This is a genomic window from Sorangium sp. So ce117 (genome assembly GCF_051524395.1).
Taxonomy (GTDB): Bacteria; Myxococcota_A; Polyangia; order Polyangiales; family Polyangiaceae; genus Sorangium; species Sorangium cellulosum_B.
The window spans coordinates 12511108-12526216 of the sequence record NZ_CP150309.1; the positions used below are offsets into that span (position 1 = coordinate 12511108).

Annotated in this window: 13 protein-coding genes; 5 read left to right on the plus strand and 8 right to left on the minus strand. The window is 72.8% G+C overall.

Annotated features, from left to right (window positions below; genetic code table 11):
- Window positions 1–568: 568 nt before the first annotated feature.
- The 5 genes from WMF46_RS46880 to WMF46_RS46900 all read left to right on the plus strand — a co-directional run bounded on the left by WMF46_RS46880 (window position 569) and on the right by WMF46_RS46900 (window position 2357).
- Complete coding sequence (locus WMF46_RS46880) at window positions 569–802, plus strand: hypothetical protein (RefSeq protein WP_437983187.1); 234 nt, start codon at window positions 569–571, stop codon at window positions 800–802.
- Window positions 803–809: 7 nt separating this feature from the next.
- The gene (locus WMF46_RS46885; RefSeq protein WP_437983188.1) at window positions 810–980 is read left to right on the plus strand and encodes a hypothetical protein; all 171 of its coding nucleotides are present in this window, start codon (window positions 810–812) and stop codon (window positions 978–980) included.
- On the plus strand, window positions 977–1339 hold the full coding sequence (locus WMF46_RS46890; protein ID WP_437983189.1) for a DUF1016 N-terminal domain-containing protein: 363 nt from the start codon (window positions 977–979) through the stop codon (window positions 1337–1339). The genes WMF46_RS46885 and WMF46_RS46890 overlap by 4 nt, the downstream gene beginning before the upstream one ends.
- A 105-nt stretch (window positions 1340–1444) precedes the next feature.
- Entirely contained in the window at window positions 1445–1942 is a 498-nt protein-coding gene (locus tag WMF46_RS46895; RefSeq protein ID WP_437983190.1) for a phospholipase D-like domain-containing protein, read from the plus strand.
- 28 nt (window positions 1943–1970) lie between these two features.
- Window positions 1971–2357: a DUF6361 family protein gene (locus tag WMF46_RS46900; RefSeq protein ID WP_437988009.1), complete on the plus strand. Its 387-nt coding sequence runs from the start codon at window positions 1971–1973 to the stop codon at window positions 2355–2357.
- Here the strand turns inward: WMF46_RS46900 and WMF46_RS46905 are convergent.
- The 8 genes from WMF46_RS46905 to WMF46_RS46940 form a co-directional block, all read right to left on the minus strand.
- A complete protein-coding gene (locus WMF46_RS46905; RefSeq protein ID WP_437983191.1) occupies window positions 2250–4304 on the minus strand; it encodes an ATP-binding protein in 2055 nt (684 codons plus the stop codon). The genes WMF46_RS46900 and WMF46_RS46905 overlap by 108 nt on opposite strands.
- 5 nt (window positions 4305–4309) lie before the next feature.
- Entirely contained in the window at window positions 4310–4456 is a 147-nt protein-coding gene (locus WMF46_RS46910) for a hypothetical protein (protein WP_437983192.1), read from the minus strand.
- A 19-nt stretch (window positions 4457–4475) separates the two neighbouring features.
- On the minus strand, window positions 4476–5456 hold the full coding sequence (locus tag WMF46_RS46915; RefSeq protein WP_437983193.1) for a hypothetical protein: 981 nt from the start codon (window positions 5454–5456) through the stop codon (window positions 4476–4478).
- A gap of 444 nt (window positions 5457–5900) precedes the next feature.
- Entirely contained in the window at window positions 5901–9005 is a 3105-nt protein-coding gene (locus tag WMF46_RS46920; protein WP_437983194.1) for a hypothetical protein, read from the minus strand.
- Window positions 9006–9020: 15 nt separating this feature from the next.
- Window positions 9021–10556 (minus strand): hypothetical protein, encoded by a 1536-nt coding sequence (locus WMF46_RS46925; protein WP_437983195.1) that lies wholly within the window; start codon window positions 10554–10556, stop codon window positions 9021–9023.
- 3 nt (window positions 10557–10559) lie between these two features.
- On the minus strand, window positions 10560–12104 hold the full coding sequence (locus WMF46_RS46930; protein ID WP_437983196.1) for a hypothetical protein: 1545 nt from the start codon (window positions 12102–12104) through the stop codon (window positions 10560–10562).
- Window positions 12101–12958, minus strand: a complete 858-nt coding sequence (locus WMF46_RS46935; protein WP_437983197.1) for a hypothetical protein — start codon at window positions 12956–12958, stop codon at window positions 12101–12103. The genes WMF46_RS46930 and WMF46_RS46935 overlap by 4 nt, the downstream gene beginning before the upstream one ends.
- 23 nt (window positions 12959–12981) lie before the next feature.
- A complete protein-coding gene (locus WMF46_RS46940) occupies window positions 12982–15108 on the minus strand; it encodes a phage tail protein (RefSeq protein WP_437983198.1) in 2127 nt (708 codons plus the stop codon).
- Window position 15109 lies beyond the last annotated feature (1 nt).

Here is a 15109-nt window from a genome sequence, read left to right on the forward strand (position 1 = left end):
TTTTGTTGGAGGCACGGCTAGTGGTCAAGTTTGCCCAGAGAGAGTTCACATGAAGGCGGGAAGATCATTAAGGTTTTCTTCCCGCCTCCCCGCCTTCATGTTCAAATTTGACCACTACCGAGGCACGGCCACCGGGAGATGGGTGCGACCCATCTTTAGGTTGGAGGCACGGCCACGGGGGATGGGTGCGACCCATATTCGATGCCAGCGCTGTGGCCGAGCGCGTAGAGGAGCAGGCCCGGACCATAATGCACGACACGCGATGCTCTTCAGTTCTGCGGCGTGTCCTGTCCGAGCGACGCAGGTGAGAGGTAGCCTGTGTCGACAGAAGAATCTTCACCGTGTCGTTGTCGATGCCTACCTTGCCGTGCACCCTCAGCTCTACGCGGCGCGTGTGACCCCGATGTCGATGTCCGTTTCTTCGCTCCCTGTTTCCTCGCCCTCCGTTCGCACTCTCCTCGAGTCGCTGCCCTCGCGGGGGCGCTTGATCGAGCTCGCTCGCTACTTTGGTGTCTTCGTGCCCCAGTGCGGGACGAAGGCCGAGTTGGCGCGCTCCGAGCAGGTCCGCATGCACTCCGTGATCGAATGGATGGGCCGAGACGAGCTTCGCGCTGCCTGCCAGGCCCACGGCCTGGACGCTTCCAGCCGCGCTCGACAGGCGCTCGCAGAGCACCTCCTCAGGGCCCTTGGCGACCGCAAGAGCGCCCCGCCGACGGGGCTGTTCGGGGCCCATGTCACTCCGCGCCTCACGCCCGTGAAGGGCGACCTCGCGCTCGTCCGACAGCGCCAGTACCTGGTTTGAGGACGTCGTGACGCCCGGAGCCCCGGACGAGGCCACCCGCGTCGACCTCATTTGCCTCGACGACGATGCGCAGGGCGTCCGCCTCTCCGTTCTCCGGAAGATCGAGCTGGGCGTGAAGGTCCTGCAGCCCGAGGTCGAGGGGCTCGGTATGCCCGCGCCGCCTACGGCGACAGGGTGATCGCCGCGCTCGCGCAGCAGCTCCAGCGCCGCTACGGCCGCGGCTTCTCCGAGAAGACGCTGCGGCGCATGGTCCAGTTCGTCGAGGCCTTACCCGAGGAGCCGATTGTCGCGACACTGTCGCGACGATTGACCTGGGACCACTTCGTTCTCCCGCTGCCGCTCGACGCTTCCCTCGCGCGCGCGTTCTCTACGCTGAGAGGTGCCGCGTCGAGCGCTGGAGCGTGCGCGCACTCCGCCCGCAGATCGACAGCATGCTCTACGAGCGGACCGCGCTCTCCCGCAAGCCCAAGGGCGTCGCCGAAGCCCAGCTCGCGGCGTTGCGGGCGGAGGACCAGGTCACCCTCGAAATGCTCCTGAAGGACCCCGACGTCCTGGATTTCCTCGGCGTTCAGAACCGCTACCTCGAGCAAGGATCTCGAGGACGCCATCCTGCCCGAGCTCTTCGCGCGGGCTCGGGAGCACGTGCTCGTCGCCGGCTACGCCATCGACCACGGCGCGGAGCTCTTCGCGTCGCGGCACCGGGGCATGGCCAACCACGGGGTGACGGTGGACGCCTTCATCGACGTGGATCAGCTCGCCGAACGGCTACGGCGGGCGGCGAAGGGCGCAGGGCAGAGCTGGCCGCTGATCTCGGCGCCGCTCGAGGCAGCGCAGGGGAACGTGGCGCGGGGGCAGGCCGTGGTGGCGCTGTTCTACCGGCTGATGTGGGCGTTCGGCGATCCGAGGCCGGTCGTCTATTTCGACCCGAGGACGGCAGACAGGCAGAGCGCGGTCAGCCTGCGCGCCAAGTGCGTCGTGATCGATCACGAGTACACGCTCATCACGTCGGCGAACTTGACGGATCGTGGACAGACGCGGAACCTGGATGCTGGGGCGGCGCTCGAGGACCGGGGGGTTGCTGCGAGCCTTGAGAGGCAATGGCTGAAGCTGGTGGATGCGGGGGTGGTCGTGAGGGCGTGACGCCCGCACGACCAGAGAGGCGCTTGCGCTGGTCTCGACGTTCACCTGGCTGGATCACTCGGATCGGGAGCGGCAGCGGGTCCTCGAAGCGATCGAACGCTTCAACGAGAGCGACACGCGCGACGGGTTCGGGCTCGGTGGCATCCGTGACGCCATCGCGGGCCTGTTCTTCCCAGGCACCAGCGTCATCCAGACGCGGGCCCGGTACTTCCTCCTGTTCGTCCCCAGGCTCTACCTCGATCTCGAAGCGCGCAACGGCGAGGGCGGCAGTTTCGTCGCGCTCAAGCGCCTCTCCGACGCCCTGGGGTTAGCCCAGGGAGGTGAGGCCGTCGAACTCGGCCCGTGGACAGAGCCGATCCATCTTCGCGTATTCCGCACGCAGCGCTCCGGCGATGTGGGCCATGTGGATCGGTGAGCCCGCCGCAGCGGCGTGGTAGGCGGCCCCTAGCACCACATTCCGTATGGCCCCGCCGGAGATCTCGAAGCGTTCAGCCAGCTGCGCGAAGTCGAGCTCCGCATCGACAGGGGCCTCCTTCGGGATCGAGAGCCGCCAGATCTGCTCCCGGGCAAGAGCGTCAGGCTCCGCGAACTCGACGACGTGGTGGAGGCGGCGCGAGAACGCCTCATCCATGTGCGCCTTCAGGTTGGTGGCGAGGATGATCACGCCGTCGTGTTCATCGATCTTTTGCAGCAGGTAGTTCACTTCCATGTTGGCGTATCGGTCGGTGGACGACTGCACCGCGGTGCGCCGGCTGAAGAGACTGTCGGCCTCGTCGAAGAAGAGGATCCCGTAGCTCTGCCGGGACTCGTCGAAGATGCGGCCGAGGTTCTGCTCCGTCTCGCCGACCCACTTGGAGACGATCCGCGAGAGATCGACGCGGTAGAGCGGCATGCCGAGCTCGCTCGCGAGGACGTCCGCGGCGAGCGTCTTTCCAGTGCCCGGCCTGCCGTAAAAGAGCGCCTTGGTCCCGTGGCCGAGCGCGTGGTGCCGCTCGAAGCCCCACGCCTGCCCGACGCGAGCGCGCTGCGCGATCTGGCGGGAGACCGCGCGGAGCGCGTCGAGGGTCGCCGGGGGCAGGACGAGCCGATCCCAGCCGGTCGCGGCCGGATCGCGCCGGACCGCGACGCCGTCGAGGCTGTGGCGGATTTGTGCGCGGCACGCGGCCTCGATGCCGAGCGACGGCGCTAGCGCGGCGGCGCGCAGGATGCGGCCAGGCGTGAAGGCGTACCGCTCCGCAGCCGCCGCGATCTCGCCCTCCGGGATCGCGCCGCCGAGGGCATCGCGCCAGATCTCCGCCCGCTCGGCGGCGGTGGGGGCCCGCAACGCGAGCGGCAGGAGGGGCCGCGCGAGGAGCGGCTCGGGGAGGGCGGCCGCCTCGTCGAGGAGGAGCGCGAGCGGCACGTCGAACGCGGCGGCGAGCTCGAGCGCGCATGGCTTGTCGAGAGGTCCCGCGACCGCCAGGCGGGCGCCGAGGATGCGCGCGTCGCGGAGGGCGCAGGCGACGACCTGCGAGGTGTCCCCGGCGCCGAGCTCGAGCCGGAGCAGGGGCCGCCCTTCCCGCGCCGCGAGGGCGCGCGCGGCGCTATGACGACCCGCGCCGCCCGGGCCGTGGACGACGATCGATGCGTGGAGGTCGATCCGGTGCGCCGCGGCGACCGAGGCGCGCGGGAGATCGCCGGGCAGGGTGAGGGTCAACCGACCCGCCGCAGAGTAGAGCGGCGAGAGCGCAGCGGAGGCCACGTAGGTCACGATCCTCGGGTCTATCGCGAGCACGCCGTCAGGGCCGTGGCGATCCAATTCCACCACGAGCGCGCGCCGCAGCGGCCGCGCCGGATCGAGGGCGAGCGCGACCGCGACCGGAGCGCGGAGGATCTCGGCGAGCGCGCCGTGGGTCGGGCGGACGCGCTGGAGGGCGTCGTGGACGTGACCGATGAGCAGCCCGATGCGGGGATCGAGGCTGAAGGCGAGGAGGATGCGAAGCAGATCGCGCTCGATGTCGTCGAGCCCGAGCCCGCGCTCGACGCGCGCCAGCGGCTCGCCGGGGTGGTGGAGGAGATGGAGGTCGAGGGCGGCGCGGGCGAGCGACGCCTTGCCGCCAGGCTCGAGCCCAACCTGGGTCGGTTCGAGCGCCGCCGAGAGATCCGCGACAAGGTGGGAGATCTCCGCTGCGGGCGAATAGGAGGCGTCGCCGCCCGCGCCGACGCTCCGCCGGGCGAGCGCCTCGGCGATCGCCAGGGCGGCAAACCGGACCAGGAGCGCCATCGATCCCGGTGGGGTCGGGGCAGCGTGGACGTCGCGACGGGGCGTGGCGCCGTTCGCTGCGCGGTGAGCTTCCGGGAGACCGTTGCTGATCGGGATCATGAGGGTCAGTCCTCCTCGCCTTCACGGGAGACGAAGCGAAGCGGCCGAGCGTCGCCGATCGCCTGGGTGAGCGCGGCGCACCGGCCCTCGGCGAAGGCGAGCGCATCGGCGTCGCGCTCCTCGAGCGACGGGGCGTCGAGCCTGGCCTGCACCTTCTGCCAGCGCCCCGCTTCAAACTAGCTTGGTGGCGATCTGGGTCTGCACCCATTTGTCGTACTCGGCAACGTATTGTGGTAGCAGTTTCTTGAATTTGTCCTTGTGATTGCCCGATGCCACCTGGTGCATCAGTTCGTGCTGCCCCGGGCCCTCGTCCTTTTCGCGACTGCTGCGCTCGGTCAGCATCAAGTTGGCGGGCGTGGTGGCGATGTCCGGGTAGTGGGCCTTGAACAGAAGATGGTGCACCTCCGGCGGCCTTCCGCTGGCTTGCTTGAGCACATCGTTCAGTGTCACGTTGTGCAGCGATTCGGCCTGGAAATCTTTGGTGATTCCCGAGCGCATCACGCTGTAGAGGGGAATGCCCGTCTTGGCGCCGGAGTAGCTACCCAGGTTGCCCGTCCAGGCCGAGTTCAAGTATTGGTTGAACGCCACATGCAGCGGCTTGGAGGCCTCGAAATGCTGGTGCAAGTCGCTGATGGTCGATGGAGTCAGCACCCCGTTGCGGTCCGTGCCTACGTCGTAGCCGACGCGGCTGGCGAGGTCGTCGTAGGTCTTGACCACCGATTGGGTCGGGTGGCCGAAGTTGTCCAAAACATCCTGCACGCCGGTGTCGGTCGTGGCATAACTCCCGGTGCCAGTGACGTCCCATTCGTAAGGGTTGGACGAGGTGGAAACGCCGGTGGCCCACTGGCGGGCCTGATCGATGGAATAGTGCTGGGAAGGGTCGTCGTGCAATTGCTGGACGACGCTCATCTGGGGCAGCGACAGCCCTTTCATGGCGCGGGTGGTACGGGCCAGCGTTCCGGGCTTGTACGTGCCGACGACCCGCTGGGCCACGCGGCTCGCGGAGATGGATTGACGCTGGAGGGGTGATGCCGACACCGCACCGCCGTCCGCGCGCTGCACGGCCTCGCGCGCTGTTCTCCGCTGGAGGCCGCCGCCCGCGGCCTCCATGGCTGTCATCCGTCCCGAGAAATAGGCCTCCTTGGCCGTCATCCGTCCCGAAAGAGAGGGGTAGCTCTCCTCGCACGACGCCGGGCCAGGCCTGCTCCCGACAGGCTTGTGCGCGACTCCCTCGCTGAGCTTCTGGAGCGGCGGGGTCGGGCGGTGGTATCTGTCTTCACGAAACGCTGAGCCCACGTGGACACCTCTGGGGCTCGACTGGGCAAGAGGCGCGCCTCTGCCGATCCTCGGCGATCGCAGGGGTCGGGCTCGACGCCATGGTGCAGGACGCGACGTTCGACGTTGCATCGTGCAACGTCGGTTGCACGGTCGGCGCGCGAACCTCGGCGGCTCGACCCCTCGGTCGGCCGTGCTCACGCGTCGCACGCACCGGATGAACAGTCTCCTGCACCCGCCGAAAGGCGCGGTCGAACTCGGCCCGAGGGCAGCGGCGATCCCTCTTCGCGTCCTCCGCGCGCAGCGCTCAGGCGCTGAGGCTCATTCCGCCTCGCTTTCGCAGAAGATGAAGCGAAGCGGCCGATCGTCGAGCCAGGCGACGTCGGCGATGTCGAGCGAGAGCCCGGCGCGGAGCAGGGCCTCGTAGCTCGCGGGGAACGGCAGGCGCACCTCGAGGTGCGTCTCGCAGCACGCGAGGACGCCGCCGAGGGCGAGCACATCGCGGGCAAGGTCTTCGGCGCCGGTGGTGCCGGCGAGGCGCAGGCGCGCTTCGTCGAGGATCGCGCGCGCCCAGGCGTCGACGACCTCCGCGAACGTGGTGGCCTCGGCGCCGATCGCCTCGGCGAGCCCGGCGCGGTGGCCCTCGGCGAAGGTGAGCGCGTCGGCGTTGCGCTCCTCGAGCGACGGGGCGTCGAGGAGGCCCGCGATGAGCCAGGCGGCCGGGTCGTCGGCCGCGTCCTCGCCGAGCGAGACGGCGAGGATGCGGCGGAAGATGGCGTAAAGCGCGAGCGAGGGTTCCGGGTGGATCGCCGCGAGGCGATCAGGCCAGCCGAGCTCGAGGACGGGGCGAACGAGGAACGCGAGGCCGGCGGCGGCGCTGCGGAGGGTGAGGTCGTCGGTGAAGAGATCGACCGCGGAGGGGGGAGCGGAGCGGAGGGGGTGCTCGGGGCTGGTCAGGTGATCGCGTGTGGCGACGGGGGTGACGACCATCGCCGCGATGGTGGCGCTCTCCGGTGCGGTGATCGTTGGCGCGGGGTCCTCGACAGGCGGCGGCGACCACGACGGCGTGACGGGTGAAGGGAGCGTCGCGAAGGAGCGGGTGCGCGCCAACCCGCTCGCCTCCTGCGTGGCGGCACGGCGCGCCAGCGATCCCGCCGGTGCGTCGCGCTCCGCCGCCGTCAGCGCGGCAGGGAGCGCACCCTCCGGAGGCTCCACCGGCTCGCTTCTCGGGGAGACGCCAACCCCGGACGGGGGAGCAGAGACGCCAACCCCGGACGGGGGAGCGGAGACGCCAACCCCGGACGGGGGAGCGGAGACGCCAACCCCGGACGGGGGAGCGGAGACGTTCTCCACGAAGACAACGCCTTTCGGAGCAGATTTTGCCAACCCGAGGTGGGCTACAGGCTCCGCTTGGTCCGGGAGCGAGGGTTGCAGGTCAAGGTTATCGCCCGGAAGCGGCTGCCAAGAGGAGGTGGCCGCCGCGGCTGGCACCGCACGAACGCCGACGCCGAGCCGCTCGAGCGCCTCGAGCACGGCGGCGCGGAGCGAGATCGATCCCACCAGGGCGGCGGGCGTCACCCGGGCGAGCTCGGCGACGGCGAGGAGGAGGCGCAGATGCGGCGGGACGACGTTGCGGTCGACCCCAGGCGTTATCGAGCGAAGGGCGCGCGCCTCCGCCGCGGCGAGCTCGAAGGCAGCGGCCGCGCTGACCGTATGCCCCGGCAGAGGGCGTGGGCTCGGCACGGAGAGCTCGTCACCGATGCGCGCAAGGAGAGCGCGACCTCGGTCGGTAGCAAACGCGAATGGGGGAGCGAACCGCGACACCGGAGCGGGCGGCGCAGCAGGCGCCTCGCCGATGAGGGCGATCGCTGGGTCGAGCTCCGCGAGGAGGACCGGAAGGAGCCGTCTCCGGCAAAGCCGACCGAGCAACGCGATGGGGTGAGCGGCCGTGAGCGCAGCCGCAACGAGCGCAGGATCGCCGCGCTGATGAGCCACGGCCAGCTCCCCGGCGCCGACCGTCCCGGCGTCGCCGGAGGAGACGAGCGCCAGCCCGCATCGATCCTGAACCGCCGTGGCTTCGAAGCCCGCAGGCTCCGGATCGATCGACGCCGCGGTGGCCGCGACACCGCCTGCAGCATCGGGCGTATCCCCGCCGTGAGCGCCCTCCGTGCCGCGGGCGCTCCCTGTGCGGCGGGCGCTCTCTGGCGTATCCCCGCCGTGAGCGCCCTCCGTGCCGCGGGCGCTCCCTGTGCGGCGGGCGCTCTCTGGCGCATCCCCGCCGTGAGCGCTCTCCGTGCCGCGGACGCTCCCTGTGCGGCGGGCGCTCTCTGGCGTATCCCCGCCGTGAGCGCTCTCCGTGCCGCGGACGCTCCCTGTGCGGCTGGCGCTCTCTGGCGTATCCCCGCCGTGAGCGCTCTCCGTGCCGCGGGCGCTCCCTGTGCGGCGGGCGCTCTCTGGAGGAGGCGCTCCTCGCTCGCGGCCCATCGGGAGCTCTTCCGGTGCTCGCGGCGAGCCTGCGGCGAAGGCCAACAGCCGCCCGAGCGCCTCCCTCAAGGCGGCACGAAGGGCGGTCGACCGCAGCACAGCGGCGGGGGTCACCCGGGCGAGCTCGGCGATCGCGAGCACCAGCCGGCGGGAGGACGCCGTGGCGTCCTCGCCCGCGGCAGGGAGGGCGAACGCCCCGGCAGGGAGGGCGAACGCCCCGCGCTCCCCGGCGGCGGCGATCCGGGCGACGGCCCACCCGAGGTCCGCGGCGCTGGGCAGGGAGGGAGCTCCGCTCTCCGGCTCTGCTCTGCCGGGCTCGGGCGAAGCGATCGGCGCCGCGGCGGCGAGCTCGTCATCGAGCCGGGCGAGCACCCGGCGCGCAGACGCATCGTCGAGCGCAGCGATCATGCGGTGCAGGAGGCGCCTGCGCGCGAGGCGACCGAGGAGGGCAAGAGAGCAGGTCCCGGTGAGCGCAAGCGCCACGAGGGCATCGGGGGCATCGGCGCGGGGCGTCCCTGCCTCGGCGGCGGCGCCTGCAGCCAGCAAGCCGGCGATCTCTTGCCCCGAGCGACCGGCGCGCGCCCCCTGGGCCGCTACCTCCAGGAGATGCGCGCGCGCCGGGGTGAGCTCGGGCGCAACGGCGGCGGGAGGCAAGGCGCGCCCTCCGCGGACGGCGGGGGCGGTCGCTGCGATCTGCGTGAGCTGCGCGGCCATCGCTCGCGCGATGGCGTCGACGCTCGAAGCGCCCGGGGGCACGACGACCCGGAGGTCGAGCGTCACTCGAGGGAGCAGGATGACCTCCCCGGTGGCGGGGAGGACCGTCTCGAGCTCACGCTCGAGCGCGGCGAGGACAGCGCGAACGAAGCTGTCTGCGGAGGCGGGTGAGCCGCGAAGCCCGCGGAGGCGCAGGCGGAGATGAGCGATCGCGACCTCGGCTGCCACGGTGACCCCAGGCCGCTACACAGGCCAGACGAGCACGTCGATCTCGCCGCCGCTCGCCCCCGCAGGCTCGAGCGCCATGGCGACCAGCGTTCCGGCCTCGCGGCTCGGAGCCTTCCTCAGCGCGCCCGCATCGGCGTCGGTCAGCGCGAGCCAGTCTCCCGGCTGGATCGCTCCGATGACGCGCGCCTTGGTGACCCCGATCAGCATCACGCGGGCCATCTGCCCCTCCACCGCGGTGACGATGCCGAGGGCGCCTGCCGAATCGCTCGTCAGCGCCGGCCGGACACCAACGCTGCCCCACACGACCGCGCGCCGTTCGATGTTTGTGCCAGTAGGCTCGATGGGTATCTCGTGCTCGATGCCACCGCGCGCCACGAGCCCGAGGGCGATACCGGCAGCGCCCACGGCGCCGGGCGCCCCCGCGGCAGCGGGTGCTCCTGAGACGGCAGGCGCCCCCGTGGCGGCGGGTGCTCCTGAGGCGGCAGGCGCCCTCGCGGCGGCGGGTGCCCCTGCGGCAGCGAGCGCTCCGGGCGTGACCGGCACGCCGCCGACCGTGAGCTTCTCGCATACCAGCTCGGAAGCCGTGAGCTTGCCTTGGAACGCCGCCGCCCCGGCGACCGACAGCTCGGTCTTCACCGTCACCGCGTCCTTGGCCGCTTCCAGCAGAGGCTCGACGCCCTTCGCGGCGCAGGCGCCGATCGAGAGCACCCCCCCCGCGCTCGTCACCGCGAAGGTCGCCTGTGCCTGCCGGTCGCTGAACAGCACGGGCGCGCGATGGCTGACCTCGTGGTGGAAGATCACGCCCTGCCGAGGATCGAGCTCCATGGCCACCGACAGCGCCCCCCCCTGCGCGGCAGCCCACGCGCGCGGATGCGCGATCGCCGCCCCGATCAGGCCAACGTACTGCGCCCCCTCGACCGCAACGGCCTCGCCGCGGGCAGGCTCCGGCGGCGTCGCGCCGCGGGGATCCCGAGGCGCCGGCACGCGCACGGAAGCCTTGCCCTCGACGTCGAAGTCGATCACCCCGAGGCGGATGCGCCCTAGCGCCGGATCACGCTGCCCGGCGAGCTCGGCGTGCGGCTCGAGGCGCGGCCCTTCGCGATGGCCCTCAGGCTCGAACGGCTGCGGGTCCGCCTCGAGCGCGAAGCCGTAGCTCTCCACGATCCAAGGCGCAGAGGTCGCGCCAGGCCATGCCGACCGGGTCCTGCTCTCGTCCTCGCGCTCGGCATAAAAGAGGTAAACGGCGTAGCTCGCGTTCCTCGTGCTTCGGCCTCGCAACAACGGGGAGAGGTCTTCAGGCGTGGGCACGACGATGGTCTTGCCATCGCCGCCGTAGGCGACGCCGGGCCGGACGCGGGGAATGCCCAGATCCGGCCGGCTCGCCAGGTGCGCGAGCTCGAGCTCGAGCCCGAACGCGATGCCGAACATGTCGTGGGCGAGCGCGCGACGCTCGAGCGCCGCGCGGAAGTAGGCTTGATCGCCCGAGAGGTGACCCGCCTCGAGGAGCGCGCCGTCACGGTAGGCGACGCGGCTGGTGTCGCGTGAGCCCATCGGTCAAGGCCTCCCCGACGCAGGCGGCGCGGCGGGCGGCGGGGCCGCAGGCGCGGCGGGCGGCGGGGCCGCAGGCGAGGCGGGCGGCGGGGCCGCAGGCACGGCGGGCGGCGGGGCCGCAGGCGCGGCGGGCGGCGGGGCCGCAGGCGCGGCGGGCGGCGGGGCCGCAGGCGCGGCGGGCGGCGGGGCCGCAGGCACGGCGGGCGGCGGGGCCGCAGGCGCGGCGGGCGGCGGGGCCGCAGGCGCGGGCTCGGGTGGACGGCTCGGCGGGCCTCCGGGCACGCTCGGCTTCGTCGACAGCATCGCCTCGAGCTGGGCGATACGCTGCCTCAGCGCTTCGAGCTCCGTCGCCCCCCCGTCGGCCCCCGCGCAGGGTCGCGGCGGCTGCGCGGGTGCAGTCGGCAGATCGGGGCCCGGCTCCGCCTCGCTCTGAACCCCCGGTGGCACCCCATGAAGCAGCCGCTCCATCATCCACGCGACGAGGTACGTCAGGTCGGCGTTGGACAGGACGCGCCTGCGGAGCGGCCGGATTTCGATCGACGGCTTGCCGCATGCGGCCGAGAACGTCACCTCGCCGAGCGCGAGGAGCGCCTCCCCCGGCCCGCCCTCGCAGGCGAGCCCGCCGATGACGTCGAGGAGCGCGCCGACCCCGGCCGCGCGAACGCCCTGCTCCTGCGGCGGCGCAGCGGCGAGGAGCGCGGCGTTGCGGTGCAGATTCCAGCGATGGGCGAGCCGGTCCGCGTACGCCTGCACGCCGGCACCGCCACGGACGCCGATCGCCGGCGTGCACACATCGAGCTTCGGCTCGCTCCGTCTCGGGGGAGCGGCGCCGCAGCGCGCGTCGATGACGTGAGGTGCGTCGTCACACGGGTCCGGCAGGCACCCCGACGTCCAGTACGCGTCGGGCAGCCGCGGAAGCCAGACGAACCGCACACGCTCCGTCACGCGCGCGTAGTCGCACCCAGGATCCGCGCCAGCGCCGCAGACGGCGCCGTGCCGTGGCCTCGCCCCGTCGAGGTGATCGTCGTAGACCACCGCGAGGATCCACGTCTCCTCACGGGGCGCCGGGTGGGTCGGGTCCACCGGCCGACGGTGCGCGTCGGCGATCTGCCCGCGCGGCGGGCGGCTGACGCGCGTGCTGTCCCCGTGGACGAGCGCCCGGCCCCGCGCGTCGTACGCGACACCTGGACCGACGCACACCGCTTCCCCGTCCACGTCCGGCGTGAGCGCGTAGCCGCCATACACGCCCCATCCGCCGATCGCCACGTCCGCGAGGAGCCGCTGCCTGCGCGCATGGTCGACGATCGCCCGGAGATCGGCGTCCGTGACGAGCTGCCCCGGGAAGAAGCGCGGTCGCGGCGGCTGATGGGCCGCGGCGACGGTCCCGGGGCGCTCTGTGGCCTCCTCGGTGCCCGAGGTGCAGGCGCTGGACGTCGAGCCGCAGCTCGAGCAGCCGGAGCAGCCGCACGGGCACGCATCGCGCGACCAGCCAGGGGGCACAGGCGCGCCAGAGCAGCCGCACGGGCGGCGAGTCGAGGCGGTCTTCATCTGCCCCTCCGCACCTGGTGCACCGCATAGTGGAGGAGCTCCGCGAGCAGCCGCGTGGGCAGCACGATCGGGCGGATCGCGCAGTTGTCGATGGCGATCACCTGACCGCCGGGCACGAGACGGACGCAGGCGAGGCCCACGCAGCCGTGATCGCCGGCGCACACGGCGTCGCCGCCCGCCCAGCGGTCGTCCGTGATCCAGTCGCAGAGCAGCGTCGAGAGCCGCTCGCGCTCGCACTGGAAGAGCTCGTCGATGAGGCTCGCGCGCTTGTGCCGCCCCGTCGACGGGGGGTGGACCGAGACCTCGACGTGAGAGCCGTGGCGGATGCGCGACGCCTCACACGTCGGGGTGCACGCCGCATCCGGGCTCGCGAACGCCTGGACGGGCCGCTCCAGCGCCTCCTGGTAGCGGAGCGAGACGTACACCTCGACCGGCTCGGTCCCGGCGCACTCGAGGCCGCGCCTCGGGCTGGGGTAGTCCCCTTCATCCCGGCCGAGCCGCTGCTCTCGCAGCCGGACCGCGTCCGCCGCAGCCTCGTGCAGATCGATCCGCACCTCGCGCTCGACGCGGATCTCCCGCCCGAGGCAGTCGGCGGCGACGCCGGGGCGCAGCACCACCGCCTCGTGGCCCCCGCCGTTGTCCACGCGCAGCCCACAGAGGGTGCCGTGCCCATGCATCTCGGCGCTGTGACGGCGCGCGTTCCCGAGATGGAAGGCCTGGTCCGCGAGCATGTCCTGCGCCTCGAGGAGCATGCTGTAGAAGTACCGGTTGCGGACGAGCGCGGGGCTCGGGTGAAAGGCGGGCTCCGCCTCGCCGTGGTGGCCTGCGTGTCTCTTGTCTGGATCTTCGTGCATGGGGCTGTTCCTCTCCTGGTTCCTCAGAGCTTCGAATCCATCCCCAGCCTCGGCCCGATGCCGAGCGCCAGGTCTGCGTCCGCAAACGGCTCGCGCGCGACGCTCCGCGGGCCGGGCGCGCCCGGCGCCTCCTCGCCCGCGAGGTGAAAGGGCGCTGGACGACCGAGCATCGCGTCGACGTCGAGGCGTCCGGCGCGGCCGATCGCGAGCCGCGGCCCGCTCGCGGCGGTGATGAGCCGGACGACGGCGCCGGCCGGCGCCTCGCGCTCGGCGATGCGCCGGAGGCGCGCGATCCGCTCGAGCGGCTCGGTCGTCGCAGCCGGGAGGAGGACGAGGATCTCTCCGCGGCCTGCGAGCTGCAGCTCGACCTCCGCGCCTGGGCTCGCGTCGACGCGCGACGCCCCGAGCGGCCGCCCCCGGCCGAGCTCCACCCGGGGCGGCAGATCCACGCCCGGGAGCACCGTGGCGCACCCGACGAGCGCGCTCCCGTCGAGCGCAAAGCTCGCCCGGGTCTGCCACCCTTCCACGACCCGGATGCCGTCGCCGCCGTACCAGCGGAGCATCGTCTCCAGCGCCGCGCGCGTGCCCCGCCTCCGGTAGAGGGCGATCGTGGCCGCGAGGATCTCGCGCCGCCGCGGCACCGACCACGCCGGGTCGAGCACGAGATCGAGGCGCTCGGCGAGCCAGGGGACGAGCTCGGGGTCGCCGGAGAGCGGATCGAAGAGCCGGCGCAGGGCGTCGATGCCCGCGCCGAGATCGACCTCCATCGCCTCGAAGAGCGAGAGGAAGCGCGCCGTCAGGTCGCGGCCCTCCGGATCTTCCGAGTAGATCGCGGGCAGGTAGCGGAGGTACGAGTCGCGCGGGTGCTCGACGCGCACCCACTTCACGCGCGGGGTGTGCCGGCCGTCGCCGTGGAGCGTCAGCCTCACCCACGCATACCGGCCGCGCGCGCCGAGCAGCCCGAGCTCCGCGGGGCGCCCGGCGCGCGGCGCGATGAGCTCCCGGGGCTCGGTCCAGCGCGGGTCGTCGCCCGGGACCGCCGGGTCGTAGGCGTCGCGCGCATCCTCCGCGAGCACCTCCACGCGCACGCCGGCCTCCGGCGACGGAGGCGGGTCGAGGACCGCCGTGATCCGATGCCACTCGGTCCCCGGGACGCCGGCGTCGAGCGGGCCCAGGACGACGCGCCCCTGGCGCACATAGAACCCCTCGGGCTCCATCGCGATCGGGCGGACAGCGCATGTCGCTCCGAGCCCGAAGAGGGCGCCGCCGGCGGAGGCGAGCGCCGTCCAGCCGTCGATCGCCTCACTCCAGGCGGTGGGCTCCGCGCGGCCGTTCACGACGTGCCAGCGCACGACGCGCCCCGAGATGCGGTCGCCGACGAAGAGGAACGCTTCCTTCTCGCTCGCGGGTCGCGCCGGGTCGAAGGCGATCGCCGGCAGCGCGGGTCGGCCGAGCTCGACGCGGGCGAGCGACCCCGAGGCTGGCCCGAGCAACAGGTGCGTCGCCCCCGCGGTCACGACCGCGATGAGCCCCTCGCGCGAGGCGGCGATCGCATCCCCGGAGGTGCCTCGCACGAGCTCGATCTCGGTCCCGAGCCCCTCTGGCGCCCGCGCCGGACCGTCGGCGCGGTCGAGCACGAAGAGCCGGCCGCGCCCATCGCAGGCGACGCCGACGGGCGCGACCCCCTCGATGCGCGCCACCTCGCCCGGCGGCGACAGCCGGAGCACGCGCACCTCGCCGTCGTCCGGCAGCGCCGCGTAGAGCCGGCCGCGCGCGTCGATCGCGAGCCCGCCCAGGCGGCGGCCCGGCAGGAGCCCCCAGCAGACCGGCGGGGCCTCTGCGCGCCCGCCGACGAGGCAGAAGCCACGGCCATCGCCCTGCACCGCCGTCGGCATGCCCGCGTGGTCGAACGCGAGGCCCCGCGCCTCGGCCCGGCGCGCGGGCCCGGAGGGCGCCAGGCTCGCCATCGGGAGCTCCGGGTCGCCGTGCAGCGCGCTCCGCCCCGGACCTGGCAGGCGCCCCGAAGGCGGCAGGTGGAGCCCGCTGCGATCGAAGCGCACCTCGCTGGGCACCGCGTCGCCCACGAAACGCCAGTCGTTCCAGCCGTCGAGGTGGAAAAATCGCGCCGCGCTGATCCCGGGGGGAGTCATG

Bases quoted from the DNA above. Each gene is read 5' to 3' on its own strand.
- WMF46_RS46940 (WP_437983198.1), bottom strand. From the start codon at position 15,108: ATGACTCCCCCCGGGATCAGCGCGGCGCGATTTTTCCACCTCGACGGC.
- WMF46_RS46930 (WP_437983196.1), bottom strand. From the start codon at position 12,104: ATGAAGACCGCCTCGACTCGCCGCCCGTGCGGCTGCTCTGGCGCGCCT.
- WMF46_RS46935 (WP_437983197.1), bottom strand. From the start codon at position 12,958: ATGCACGAAGATCCAGACAAGAGACACGCAGGCCACCACGGCGAGGCG.
- WMF46_RS46915 (WP_437983193.1), bottom strand. From the start codon at position 5,456: ATGACGGCCAAGGAGGCCTATTTCTCGGGACGGATGACAGCCATGGAG.
- WMF46_RS46925 (WP_437983195.1), bottom strand. From the start codon at position 10,556: ATGGGCTCACGCGACACCAGCCGCGTCGCCTACCGTGACGGCGCGCTC.
- WMF46_RS46880 (WP_437983187.1), top strand. From the start codon at position 569: ATGCACTCCGTGATCGAATGGATGGGCCGAGACGAGCTTCGCGCTGCC.
- WMF46_RS46905 (WP_437983191.1), bottom strand. From the start codon at position 4,304: ATGATCCCGATCAGCAACGGTCTCCCGGAAGCTCACCGCGCAGCGAAC.